The sequence below is a fragment of the Pseudomonas sp. genome, from assembly GCF_030698175.1.
GTDB lineage: Bacteria > Pseudomonadota > Gammaproteobacteria > Pseudomonadales > Pseudomonadaceae > Aquipseudomonas.
Genome location: NZ_JAUYNT010000023.1, coordinates 36,010 through 48,495, shown reverse-complemented (window position 1 = coordinate 48,495; position 12,486 = coordinate 36,010). Strand labels below are relative to the sequence as shown.

Sequence of the window (12,486 nt, the reverse complement as noted above, 5' to 3'; positions counted from 1 at the left end):
TTGAGTATGGGAAACAGGCTTGGCAGCGGTTGCTGCCAAGGTAAAAGAGGCTGAAAAGGCCTTAATCGGTCGAGATAGCCCGTTTTTTAGTGGCTATCTCGGTTGCCGGAACGGAAGGCTGATTTTTTCAGCGTCTCCTTAAGTGTTGATATTGATTTATAGCGTTTCAGCAAGGTGCTTTGCTGCATAAGCTCCCGCTCTTGCAATATTAACGATGATCGATTTGGCTTCGATGGTGTCGCCTGCGAAAAGCTCGCCGCTAGCTTTATGCTCGCGCTCTTCTATTTGTATCGCTCTAACGATGTCGCAGACCGCTGGCCATTGTTGTATCTGCTTGAGCGAGTTATCGAATTCACGATCAACAATATCTTCAATAGTCGCAGTGCTTCGACCAATTGCCTTGAGACCGAAGGCACCGACGAATACGCCGTAGAACAGACCACCGTAGATCCAGAGAAAAGCCAGATAGCATTGGCGAAAACCATATTCTCTCAGCAGACGGGCGAAAATTTCCGAATGTTCACGTTCGTGAAATCGCATGCAGTCGAGCTCTTCGAGCTTGGCGCGGAAGAAGTAACGAGCAACACATTTGTGTCCTCGATAAACCCCGATGGCGCCCTTTTCGCAGGCATGCATCACGCGCAGTTCTTTTGCCAAATCAATCAAAGATGCTTTCCGCAACACTTGGGGTGAGCAGGCCGCCATAGGAAAGAATGGTGCCGAAGAAGGGCAAGGAGAACCCTACGTAAAATCGGTATTTATCACCCTCAATGGTTTTGAACGCAGTCGAGTGGGGGAATAGCCACAGGGGTAAGCGTAAGCCACGCACTTTCATCTTTAGACAGCGCCAGTGCCAGCCGCCGTTTATGGTGTCTACGGTTAAAAACATTTTTAGCGGCCCGGTATTTTCTAGCCAGTAGCCATTCGGTAGTTCGCCAATTGGCGTGAAGGTTGAGTTCATGGTCGTTTGCGAGTTAAAGCAGCGATCCCAATGCAGCCCGTCGGCATGATGAGAGATGGTAACGACTAGTATATGGTCGCCGGAGCTCGTTGGTACTCCGAGCTTGCTTGCTAGCCGTTTGCCTATTACCCCTGCGGCACCCCGTGGAATGACAACCTTAACTGTGCCGGCTAACAGGCCGCCTTGTCGGTGAAGCTGTTGCAGCATCGGATGTAGATTATTGAACTCCTGACCAAACCAATCGCTGACTAAGTTGCTGCTCATAACGTGATCTCTTGGATTGTTTGGACTGGGCAGTGCCTCCCGCGAGCTCTGATCCTATGCGGGCTTCACCCGCCCTACATTTGCGGTGGAAAATGCTGCGCAGTTTTCCACCCTACGTAATCTCCATATCGCCGGGTAGGGTGGACAACGCGCAGCTTGTCCACCAGCGGTTTAGGCCTGTTCGATTTTCTCCAGCGCTTGCTCCAGGGTGCTCACGGTGCGCGCGATGTTTTGCAGTTTTTCAAGGCCGAACAGGCCGATGCGGAAGGTTTGAAAATCCGCTGGTTCGTCGCATTGCAGCGGTACGCCGGCGGCGATTTGCAGGCCTTGGGCGGCGAATTTTTGGCCGTTTTTAAAGCCCGCGTCTTCGGTGTAACAAACCACCACGCCGGGCGCTTCGAAGCCTTTGGCGGCGACGCTGTTGAAGCCTTTTTCGCTTAACAGGGCGCGCACCCGTTGGCCGAGTTCCAGTTGCTGGTCGCGGATTTTGTCGAAGCCGTAGGCTTGGGTTTCCAGCATCACGTCGCGAAAGCGCGCCAGGGCGTCGCAGGGTAGGGTGGCGTGGTAGGCGTGGCCGCCTTGTTCGTAGGCTTGCATGATCTGCAGCCATTTTTTCAGGTCGCAGGCAAAACTCGTGCTTTGCGTGGCGTTGACTCGTTCAAGGGCGCGCTCGCTCATCATCACCAAGGCGCAGCACGGCGAGGCGCTCCAGCCTTTTTGCGGGGCGCTGATCAGCACGTCAATGCCGCAGGCCTGCATATCGACCCACAGGGCGCCGGAGGCGATGCAGTCGAGCACGAACAAGCCGCCGACTGCGTGCACCGCGTCGGCCACGGCGCGCAGGTAGTCGTCAGGCAGTAGCATGCCGGAGGCGGTTTCTACGTGCGGGGCGAACACCACTTGCGGTTTTTCCGCTGCAATAGTCGCCAGCACTTCGGCCAGCGGTGCTGGGGCCAGCGCGGCTTGGTGACCCGCCACCAGTGGGCGGGCTTTAAGTACCTGCACCGAGGCCGGGATAGCGCCCATTTCCAGAATCTGCGTCCAGCGATAACTGAACCAGCCGTTGCGGATTACCAGGCATTTTTGCCCAGTCGCCAATTGCCGCGCCACCGCCTCCATGCCGAAGGTGCCGCTGCCGGGTACTATGGCCACGGCGTGGGCGTTGTAGACCTGTTTCAGGGTGCTGGAAATGTCATTCATTACCCGCTGAAATGCCTTGGACATATGGTTCAGCGAGCGGTCGGTGTAGACCACTGAATACTCGATCAGGCCATCGGGATCGATACTGGGAAATAGCTCGGACATGGGTGACTCCAGTGAAATAAATGGCGCGTGCCGCGACCCTGCCGCAAGTGCGCGCAAATGACAATGCTGACCGTGTAGTGGCGGTATTGCGGGGCTCTCAGGCGATAGCGCTGCCGGGAAAGGCATTTTTTGACGGGGGGCACCCTAACCACTAGGGTTAAGGCTTCACCAGTCCCTTTGTGTACGTCATGTTGCAGCGAGGATGAGGCTATGAAAAAACTACTCTGTGTTGGTTTGTTGCTGTCCAGTGGTGCGTGGGCCGATAGTCTGATTTTGACCACTGAAGATGCTCCCCCATTTAACTACTCAACCGATAGCGGAAAGACCATTGTGGGCAGCGCGACTGAGGTAGTTCGTGAGCTGTTCAAGCGCGCAGAAATTGACTACACGCTCAAAATGTACCCCTGGGTTCGCGCGATTGAAATGGCCCACTACGATAAAAATACCTGTGTGTATTCAACCACCCGAACTGAAGAACGTGAAAAAAGCTTCTTGTGGGTCGGCCCCGTAGCCCCCAATGACTGGGTGCTTTTTGCCAAGGCGGATAGCACTATCACGCTCGATTCCTTAGAGGCGGCTAGGGCGTTCAAAATAGGCGGTTACCGGGGTGATGCGATTACGCTGTATTTGCAGGGGCAAAAATTCGCCATTGATGAAGCCGGCAACGATGAGCAAAGCGTACAAAAGCTCAACGCCGGGCGTATCGACTTGTGGGCTACTGGTATCTCGGCCGGTCCCTTTGTTTCGGCCAAAATGAAAGTAAAAGTCAAACCGCTGCTGAGCTTCAAAAAAACCGAGCTGTACCTGGCCTGCAATACTTCGGTAGCCGCAGCGACCATCGACAAGCTCAATGCCACGCTGCAGACCATGGTCAAAGACGGCACCATCGATACGATTAACAAAAAATACCAGTAAGCGCGGGCTTACTTTTGCGCAGGCTAGTTTGGATGTTAGCGGATGGAAACTGCGCTGCAGTTCCCATCCGTTGCCAGTTTGCCTAGCCGCCACTTCCAGCGTCTGCATCCAGCCGCCCCCGTCGCTGCCGATCTCTCGGCGGTTAGTAGCGCCAAATCTTCATCTACCTCTGCCCTCGGCGGCTGAAGTGTTGCGCGCTGACGGCTGGCCGCGGGCGCTTGCGCAAGACTGCAATTTCCCCGTCTGCGCGCTGCGCCGCAAGGTGTAAGCTGCGCGTATGGGCGTGAATGTTCTGGGCGGATCTGTGGGGTCTGCTGCTCGCGTGAAGCAGTTTTAGTGGATGTGGAGTGCGCGATGAATCGCGATGAGGATGTAAAAATACTTGAGCGCGAAACCTGTTTTCAGGGTTTCTATCGGCTCGACCGCTTGCACTTAAGTCATCGCTTATTTGCCGGTGGCATGGGCCGACCGATCAGCCGCGAGTTGTTCGTACGGCATGATGCGGTTTGCGTGCTGCCCTACGACCCGCAGCGCGATCACGTGGTGTTGATCGAGCAGTTTCGCGTCGGCGCCATGGACAAAAGCCCCAGCCCTTGGCTGATCGAGGTGGTGGCTGGGCTGATCGACAAAGACGAGCAACCCGATGAAGTGGCGCGCCGCGAAGCGGTAGAGGAAGCCGGCTTGACCCTCGGCGAGCTGTGGCCGATCACCCAGTACTATCCCTCGCCGGGTGGCTCCGATGAGCGCGTGCATCTGTATGTCGGGCGTTGCGACAGTCTCGGCGCCGGCGGTATCCATGGCCTGGAAGAAGAGGGAGAAGACATCCGCGTGTTGGTCTGGTCGCTGGAGGAGGCGCTGGCGGCGGTGCGCGATGGGCGGATCAATAACGCCGCCAGCATCATTGCCCTGCAATGGCTGGCGCTGAATCGCGATGAAGTTCGCGGGCGCTGGGCATGAGCCTGCTGCGCGAGCGCTACCGGCTCGACCTGGTCGAGCTGCAGGCGACTTGCGCGGCCAATTACGCCCGGCTGATGCGTTTGCTGCCGGACATGCGTGAACAACTGGGGGAGCGGCAAGTGGCGCTGAGCCAGGGCGAGCGCTTGCTTGGCGTGCTGACGTTGGATGTGCTCGATGCTTGTCCCTACACCAGCACTCTGCGGCTGCGCCAGGAACTCAGCTTGCCCTGGTTGCCGCTGCCGCAGCTGGAAGTGCGGGTCTATCACGATGCGCGGATGGCCGAGGTGATAGGTGCGGCCAAGGCTCGGCGGTTTCGCAGCACTTACCCCTACCCGAACGCGGCCATGCACCAGCCCGACGAGAAAACCCAGCTCAATCAGTTTCTCGGTGAATGGCTGGGCCATTGCCTAGCCTGCGGCCATGAATTGCAGCCGGTCATTTGAGCGCACGGGTTGCGTCTTGGCGCTAGGCTGAGTAATAAAGCGGCCTGTTAAATGCGCCAAAGCGCTGGGCCAGTGCGTGCGCTGCGGGGTTTCTGTGATAGCAGTACAACTTTGTGGGTTTACCCTGGCCGGCTTGAGCCGCCATAATTCAGTTGATCCCGCACAAGGAGACGGCCTTGCCGTGCGCCCCCACTGTTTCTGCTGATGCTGTTGCCGCTGGCACGACCGATAATTCGGTACTGCTGGTGCAGCTATCCGACAGCCATTTGTTTGCGCACGCAGGCGATAAGCTGCTGGGCATGAATACCCACGACAGCTTGCAGCGGGTCATCGAGCGGGTTCTCAACGAACAACCAAAGATTGATCTGGTGCTGGCCAGCGGCGATATCTCGCAGGATGGCTCGCCCGAGTCCTATCAGCGTTTTCGCCAGTTGCTGGGGCAAATCCCGGCGCCGGCACGCTGGTTTCCCGGTAATCATGATGGCCTTGTGATGATGCGGGCCGCTTGCGCCGGCAGTGACTTGTTGCAGCCGCTGATTGATCTGGGCAACTGGCGCATCGTGCTGCTGGACACCTCTATTGCTGGTGCGGTGCCGGGTTTCTTGGCTGCCGACCAGCTTGCGCTGCTTGAACAGGCGTTGCGGGGCGCGGGGCAGCGGCATGTGCTGGTGGCTCTGCATCATCATCCGGTGTCGATCGGTTGCCGCTGGATGGAGGCGATTGGGCTGCGCAACGCGGATGAGTTTTTCGCCGTGCTGGATGCCTATCCGGCGGTGCGCGGGGTGCTCTGGGGGCATATCCATCAGGAGTTTGACCAGCTGCGTAACGGCGTGCGGCTGCTGGCTTCACCCTCCACCTGCGTGCAATTTGCGCCGGGCAGCGAGGAATTTAAGGTCGATCAAGAGGCACCGGGCTATCGCTGGTTGCGTTTGCATGCCGATGGCCAGCTGGAGACCGGCGTGTCGCGGGTTACCGGCATCCCCTTTGAGGTCGATTACAGCGTTAAAGGCTATTGAGCCCGGACTTGTGCCTGGACTCAACCTATAAGCGCTGCGCTCCAGCCATCCACCGACACGGCCTGCGTCTCTGCGCGCCCCACTCCCCACTTCCCATTGCCCACTTACCTATGACCAGCATTCTCTATATCCACGGGCTGAACAGCTCGCCAGCCTCACTCAAGGCGCTCATGCTGCAGACGGCTATGCAGCGCATGGGCCTGGCCGCGCAGTTTCAGGTGCCCGACCTGCATCATCATCCGCAACAGGCCATGGCCCAGCTGGACGCCGCAGTGGCGCAGCTTGGCCGGCCGTTGCTGGTCGGCAGCTCGCTGGGCGGCTACTATGCGACCCACTTGGCCGAGCGGCATGGCCTTAAGGCGTTGTTGATTAACCCGGCAGTGCGCCCACAGTTATTGTTTGAGGCGCATCTAGGCCCGCAGCAAAACTACTACACGGGCGAATGCTGGCAGTTAACCCTTGAGCATGTGGCGGCCTTGATCCGCCTGGATGTGCCGGCGCCGCACGATCCGGCGCGCTATCAGGTGTGGCTGCAAACCGGCGATGAAACCCTCGATTACCGCGCCGCCGAGCGCCATTACCGGGCTTGCAGTCTGCGCATTCAGCCCGGTGGCGAGCATGGATTTTTGGGTTTTACCGAGTGCTTGCCGGCACTCTTTGCCTTTGCCGGGATTGCTCCAGCGCTGTGGCGCGATCTTGATTTCACCGACCTTTGACCGATTTTTGAGAGTAGTGAGTTCCCATGGCCACTTATAACGCCGACGCCATTGAAGTCCTCTCCGGCCTTGATCCGGTGCGCAAGCGCCCGGGTATGTACACCGACACCAGCCGACCCAATCACCTGGCGCAAGAAGTCATCGACAACAGCGTCGACGAAGCGCTGGCCGGTCATGCAAAGTCGCTGCAGGTGATTTTGCACGAGGACAACTCGCTGCAAGTCTGCGACGACGGCCGTGGCATGCCGGTGGATATTCACCCGGAAGAGGGCGTCTCCGGGGTTGAGCTGATCCTGACCAAGCTGCACGCCGGCGGTAAGTTCTCCAACAAGAACTACCAGTTCTCCGGCGGCCTGCATGGCGTCGGCATCTCGGTGGTTAACGCCCTGTCGACCCGCGTCGATGTGCGGGTCAAGCGTGACGGCAACGAATACCTGATGAGCTTTGCCGACGGCTACAAGGCCAGCGAGTTGGCGGTGGTTGGTTCGGTCGGCAAGCGCAACACCGGCACCAGCGTGCATTTCTGGCCTGATGTTAAGTACTTCGATGCGCCGAAATTCTCCATCAGCCGTCTCAAACACGTGCTCAAGGCCAAGGCCGTGTTGTGCCCCGGCCTGACCGTCAGCTTCGAAGACAAAGCCAGCGGCGAGAAGCTCGAATGGTTTTATGAAGACGGCCTGCGCTCCTATCTGGTGGACGCCGTTACCGAAGTCGAGCGACTGCCGGATGAGCCCTTTTGTGGCAGCTTCGCCGGTAATAAAGAGGCGGTCGATTGGGCGCTGCTGTGGCTGCCGGAGGGCGGCGAGAGCGTGCAGGAAAGCTACGTCAACCTGATCCCCACCGCGCAAGGCGGCACCCATGTGAATGGCCTGCGCCAAGGGCTGCTGGATGCCATGCGCGAGTTCTGCGAGTTTCGCAGCCTGCTGCCACGCGGGGTCAAGCTGGCACCGGAAGACGTGTGGGAGCGAATCGCCTTCGTCTTGTCGATGAAGATGCAGGAGCCGCAATTCTCCGGGCAAACCAAGGAACGGCTGTCCTCGCGGGAGGCTTCGGCGTTTGTTTCCGGGGTGGTCAAAGACGCCTTCAGCCTGTGGCTGAACGTCAACCCGGAGCTGGGTTTGCAACTGGCCGAATTGGCCATCAATAACGCCGGTCGCCGCCTGAAAGCCGGGAAAAAAGTCGAGCGCAAACGCATCACCCAAGGTCCGGCCTTGCCGGGCAAACTGGCCGATTGCGCCGGCCAGGACCCGATGCGCTCCGAGCTGTTTTTGGTCGAAGGGGACTCTGCCGGCGGTTCGGCCAAGCAGGCGCGGGATAAAGAGTTTCAGGCGATCCTGCCGTTGCGCGGCAAGATCCTCAACACTTGGGAAGTCGACGGCGGCGAAGTGCTGGCCAGCCAGGAAGTGCACAATATCGCCGTGGCAATCGGCGTCGATCCGGGCGCTGCCGACCTGACGCAACTGCGCTACGGCAAGATCTGCATCCTCGCCGACGCCGACTCCGATGGACTGCACATCGCCACCTTGCTGTGCGCCTTGTTCGTGCGGCATTTTCGCCCGCTGGTGGATGCCGGCCACGTCTATGTGGCCATGCCGCCGCTGTACCGCATCGACCTGGGCAAGGAGATTTACTACGCCCTGGATGAAGGCGAGCGCGATGGCATTCTCGACCGCCTGGTGGCCGAGAAGAAACGCGGCAAGCCGCAGGTCACCCGCTTCAAAGGCCTGGGTGAAATGAACCCGCCGCAGCTGCGCGAAACCACCATGGACCCCAACACCCGACGGCTGGTGCAGTTGACCCTGGAAGACTACGTCGCCACCGAAGAAATCATGGACATGCTGCTGAACAAAAAGCGCGCCGGTGACCGCAAAAGCTGGCTCGAAGCCAAGGGCAATCTGGCCGAGGCGCTGCTGTGAAAGCAGGCCTCGGCCTGTGCCTAGGCTTATTGCTGAGTTGGTTGGCCATAACGGCACAAGCCGCGCCAGCAACCAGCGAGCTCAAGCTGTTGGCCGAACAGCCGGTGGTGGGTATGCCGTCGGGCAATTTGTCGGGGCTGGCCTGGTGTGGCGGTGCGCTATGGGCGCTGTCGGATCGCGACGATGATCGGCTCTATCGACTCGGTAGCGAACAAGGCGTCTGGCAGGCGCAGGCCGAAGTATTCAGCGCGCCACCCGTGCCGGTCAGTGGTTTGTCTTGGGGCCAGCGGGTGCGTAATGATCTCAGCGGTCTGTTGCGTGGTGGTAATTTAGATTTTGAAGGTCTCAGTTGCGACGCTGCCGGCAATCGTTACCTGGTCAGCGAGGCGCACGTCGCCGTGCTGAAAATCCCTCCGCAAGGCCTAGCGAGCTGGTTAAGACTGCCGCCGAGTTTGCTGCGCCAAGCCCGTGCCAGCGGCCTGCTCTGGCAGTTCAATGCCTTGTTTGAGGGACTGGCGATAGATCCGGCAGGTGAGCGTTTGTGGCTGGCCGCCGAGCGGCAGAATCGTGGCTTGCTGGCGCTGCACCAAGAGTCCAGCGCCTGGGGCTGTCAGGGCAGTTGCGTACTGCTTAGCGAGGGAGCTGAACTAGCCGCGCCTGCGCCAATCGGTGCGCAGGTGCAGCCAAATGATTTCGCCGACCTGGTCTTCTTCAACGACAAACTCTTCACCCTCGAGCGCCTGGTTCATCAAATCTGTCGGCGCAATCCGCAGGATGGCAGCGTCGAGCATTGCTGGTCGTTTGCCGCCGAGGCACTTACCGAGGCGCGCCGCTATGACCTGCCTTATGGCTTAGCCGAAGCCTTGTCGGTCGATGCGGACGGCGCCTGGATCGGCATCGATAACGGTGACGGCATGTTCGGTAGCGGACGCGCCCGTGGTGATGGCGAAGCGCGGCCAATCATCTGGCGCTTTGCCGCACCGACCGGCGGCTGGGGCGGCAACTTATGAGCAATAGCAACGCCGGGCGTGGTGCCGGCAAGGTCATGCTGATAGTCGCCTGGGCTCTGGGGCTGTTTTTGGCCACGCGCTTCTTTGGTCAATGGCAAGACGCCCAGCGCAATCCCAATCAAGTGCTCAGTTCGCAACAGGGCGCCGGTTTTATCGAAGTGCGGTTGGCCAGTAATGGTCAGGGGCACTTCCTCGCCAGCGGCCAGATCAATGGCCAGCCGGTGGCGTTTTTACTCGATACCGGTGCCACCGACGTGGCTATTCCGGGCGACTTGGCCGAGCGCCTGGGCCTCAAGCGCGGTGCGCCGGTCAGCCTGCACACCGCCAATGGCACCAGCACCGGTTATCGCACCCGTCTTGACCGTTTGCAGCTGGGCGATATCGTCCTCCAGGATGTACGGGCGCTGGTGGCTCCCGGCATGACTGGCGATGAAATACTGCTCGGCATGAGCGCCTTGAAACAACTCGAATTTACCCAGCGCGACGGCACCTTGCTGTTGCGCCAGACCACCACTCAATGAGGCCCGCATGAGCGACTCACTAGACCTAAGCCTGGATGGCGTGGAGCGGCGCTCCCTGGCCGACTTCACCGAGCAGGCCTACCTCAACTACTCCATGTACGTGATCATGGACCGCGCCCTGCCGCATATCGGCGATGGCCTCAAACCCGTGCAGCGGCGGATCATTTACGCCATGAGCGAGTTGGGCCTGGATTTTGACTCCAAGCACAAAAAATCCGCGCGTACTGTCGGTGACGTGCTCGGTAAGTTCCACCCCCACGGCGACTCGGCCTGCTACGAAGCCATGGTGCTGATGGCTCAGCCGTTCAGCTACCGCTACACGCTGGTGGATGGCCAGGGCAACTGGGGCGCGCCGGATGATCCGAAATCCTTCGCCGCCATGCGTTACACCGAGGCGCGGCTGTCGCGTTACGCCGAAACCTTGCTCAGCGAGTTGGGCCAAGGCACCGCCGACTGGGTGCCGAACTTTGACGGCACCCTGGATGAGCCGGCCGTGTTGCCGGCGCGGTTGCCTAACCTGTTATTGAACGGCACCACCGGCATCGCCGTGGGCATGGCCACCGACGTGCCGCCACATAACCTGCGCGAAGTCGCGACTGCTTGCGTGCGTTTGCTCGACGAGCCGAACGCCACGGTCGAACAACTCTGCGAGCATGTGCTCGGCCCGGATTATCCGACCGAAGCGGAGATCATCACCCCGCGCGCCGATCTGCTGAAAATCTACGAAACCGGCAAGGGCTCGGTGCGCATGCGCGCCGTGTACCGCATCGAAGACGGCGACATAGTGGTCACCGCGCTGCCCCATCAGGTGTCCGGCGCCAAGGTGCTGGAGCAAATCGCCGGGCAGATGCAGGCGAAGAAACTGCCGATGGTCGCCGATTTGCGCGACGAGTCGGACCACGAACACCCGTGCCGCATCGTCATCATTCCGCGCTCCAATCGCATCGATCTGGACGAGCTGATGCAGCACCTGTTCGCCACCACCGAGCTGGAAAGCTCGTACCGGGTCAACATCAACATCATCGGCCTGGACGGCAAGCCACAGGTGAAGAACCTGCGCACCCTGCTCGGCGAATGGCTGACCTTCCGCATCGGCACCGTGCGCCGGCGCTTGCAGTACCGTCTGGACAAAGTCGAGCACCGTCTGCACTTGCTCGAAGGTCGCTTGATTGCCTTCCTTAATCTGGATGAAGTGATTCACATCATCCGCACCGAGGATCAACCGAAAGCGGTGCTGATGGCGCGCTTCGGCCTGACCGATGTGCAAGCCGAATACATTCTGGAAACCCGCCTGCGCCAATTGGCCCGGCTGGAAGAGCTGCAAATCCGTGGCGAGCAGGACGCCCTGGCCAAGGAGCAAGCCAAGTTGCAAAGCTTGCTCGGCAGCGAAACTAAGTTGCGCAAGCTGGTGCGCACTGAGTTGCTCGCCGACGCCGAAACCTACGGCGACAACCGCCGTTCGCCAATAGTGTCGCGCAGCGAAGCCAAGGCTTTGTCGGAAACCGAGCTGATGCCGACCGAACTGGTCACAGTAGTGCTCTCGGAAAAAGGCTGGGTGCGTTGTGGCAAGGGCCATGACATCGACGCTACTGGGCTCTCCTACAAAGCCGGCGACGGCTACAAAACCGGCGCGCCGGGGCGCTCCAATCAGTTTGCGGTGTTTATCGATAACACCGGGCGCAGCTACTCGCTGGCCGCCCATTCGCTGCCCTCGGCCCGCGGCCAGGGCGAGCCGCTCACCGGCCGCCTGACGCCGCCGCCGGGCGCCACCTTCGAGTGCGTGCTGCTGCCGGAAGACGACGCCCTGTATGTGCTCGCCTCGGATGCCGGTTACGGTTTCGTGGTTAAAGGCGAAGACCTGCAAGCCAAAAACAAAGCTGGCAAAGCCCTGCTGACCCTGCCCAACGGCGCCAAGGTGTTGCTGCCACGGCCGCTGGCCAATCGCGAGCAAGACTGGCTGGCCGCCGTCACCACCGAAGGCCGCCTGTTGGTATTCCCGATCCGCGACCTGCCGCAACTGGGCAAGGGCAAAGGCAACAAGATCATCGGCATCCCCGGCGAGCGCGTCGCCAGCCGTGAGGAGTACTTGACCGACTTGGCCGTATTGCCTGCCGGTAGCACTCTGGTATTGATCGCCGGTAAACGTACCTTGTCACTGAAAGCCGACGATCTTGAACACTACAAAGGCGAACGCGGCCGACGTGGTAACAAGCTGCCCCGCGGCTTCCAGCGGGTGGACAGTTTGTTGGTGGAAGGGCCTGCGTTGGCGTGATTTGCCTGCGCTAAACAATCAAGCCGCCCAATAGGGCGGCTTGATTGTTTCTGGCGGCTATTAGAATGGTTATGTCCCAGTTACGTGTTGCACGCAGCTTTTGTAGGGTGGGTTAGTGGCGCAGAGCAGGGTCAGGGCATCCACCGAGCAATATGTGCGCCACGTAACCCACCAAGCGGTGATCGGCCGG

12 protein-coding genes are annotated in these 12,486 nt (G+C 59.8%); 9 read left to right on the top strand and 3 right to left on the bottom strand.

The window, feature by feature from the left end:
* Positions 1 to 156 precede the first annotated feature (156 nt).
* The 3 genes from Q8R10_RS12200 to Q8R10_RS12190 all read right to left on the bottom strand — a co-directional run bounded on the left by Q8R10_RS12200 (position 157) and on the right by Q8R10_RS12190 (position 2,530).
* Positions 157 to 666, bottom strand: coding sequence for a demethoxyubiquinone hydroxylase family protein (locus Q8R10_RS12200; protein WP_305654097.1), 510 nt, complete (start codon positions 664 to 666; stop codon positions 157 to 159).
* Positions 659 to 1,225 carry a DUF4166 domain-containing protein gene (locus tag Q8R10_RS12195; protein WP_305654096.1) on the bottom strand — a complete coding sequence of 189 codons (567 nt, stop codon included), beginning with the start codon at positions 1,223 to 1,225 and terminating at the stop codon, positions 659 to 661. Before Q8R10_RS12195 ends, Q8R10_RS12200 begins: the two co-directional genes overlap by 8 nt.
* A 171-nt stretch (positions 1,226 to 1,396) precedes the next feature.
* The gene (locus Q8R10_RS12190) at positions 1,397 to 2,530 is read right to left on the bottom strand and encodes an aminotransferase class V-fold PLP-dependent enzyme (protein ID WP_305654095.1); all 1,134 of its coding nucleotides are present in this window, start codon (positions 2,528 to 2,530) and stop codon (positions 1,397 to 1,399) included.
* A 210-nt stretch (positions 2,531 to 2,740) separates the two neighbouring features.
* On the opposite strand from Q8R10_RS12190, the gene Q8R10_RS12185 reads away from it, so the two are divergent.
* The 9 genes from Q8R10_RS12185 to parC all read left to right on the top strand — a co-directional run bounded on the left by Q8R10_RS12185 (position 2,741) and on the right by parC (position 12,296).
* Complete coding sequence (locus tag Q8R10_RS12185) at positions 2,741 to 3,445, top strand: ABC transporter substrate-binding protein (protein WP_305654094.1); 705 nt, start codon at positions 2,741 to 2,743, stop codon at positions 3,443 to 3,445.
* Positions 3,446 to 3,799: 354 nt separating this feature from the next.
* Complete coding sequence (locus tag Q8R10_RS12180; RefSeq protein ID WP_305654093.1) at positions 3,800 to 4,402, top strand: NUDIX domain-containing protein; 603 nt, start codon at positions 3,800 to 3,802, stop codon at positions 4,400 to 4,402.
* Positions 4,393 to 4,845, top strand: coding sequence for a DUF1249 domain-containing protein (locus Q8R10_RS12175; RefSeq protein ID WP_305654100.1), 453 nt, complete (start codon positions 4,393 to 4,395; stop codon positions 4,843 to 4,845). Before Q8R10_RS12180 ends, Q8R10_RS12175 begins: the two co-directional genes overlap by 10 nt.
* Before the next feature lie 176 nt (positions 4,846 to 5,021).
* Positions 5,022 to 5,861 (top strand): 3',5'-cyclic-AMP phosphodiesterase, encoded by an 840-nt coding sequence (gene cpdA / locus Q8R10_RS12170; RefSeq protein WP_305654092.1) that lies wholly within the window; start codon positions 5,022 to 5,024, stop codon positions 5,859 to 5,861.
* Between the two features lie 110 nt (positions 5,862 to 5,971).
* The gene (locus Q8R10_RS12165; protein ID WP_305654091.1) at positions 5,972 to 6,577 is read left to right on the top strand and encodes a YqiA/YcfP family alpha/beta fold hydrolase; all 606 of its coding nucleotides are present in this window, start codon (positions 5,972 to 5,974) and stop codon (positions 6,575 to 6,577) included.
* 26 nt (positions 6,578 to 6,603) lie between these two features.
* Positions 6,604 to 8,493 (top strand): DNA topoisomerase IV subunit B, encoded by a 1,890-nt coding sequence (gene parE, locus Q8R10_RS12160; RefSeq protein ID WP_305654090.1) that lies wholly within the window; start codon positions 6,604 to 6,606, stop codon positions 8,491 to 8,493.
* Positions 8,490 to 9,503, top strand: a complete 1,014-nt coding sequence (locus Q8R10_RS12155; RefSeq protein WP_371133332.1) for an esterase-like activity of phytase family protein — start codon at positions 8,490 to 8,492, stop codon at positions 9,501 to 9,503. The genes parE and Q8R10_RS12155 overlap by 4 nt, the downstream gene beginning before the upstream one ends.
* Positions 9,500 to 10,024, top strand: a complete 525-nt coding sequence (locus Q8R10_RS12150; protein WP_305654089.1) for a TIGR02281 family clan AA aspartic protease — start codon at positions 9,500 to 9,502, stop codon at positions 10,022 to 10,024. Before Q8R10_RS12155 ends, Q8R10_RS12150 begins: the two co-directional genes overlap by 4 nt.
* Before the next feature lie 7 nt (positions 10,025 to 10,031).
* Positions 10,032 to 12,296, top strand: a complete 2,265-nt coding sequence (gene parC, locus Q8R10_RS12145) for a DNA topoisomerase IV subunit A (RefSeq protein ID WP_305654088.1) — start codon at positions 10,032 to 10,034, stop codon at positions 12,294 to 12,296.
* The last annotated feature ends 190 nt before the right edge of the window (positions 12,297 to 12,486 follow it).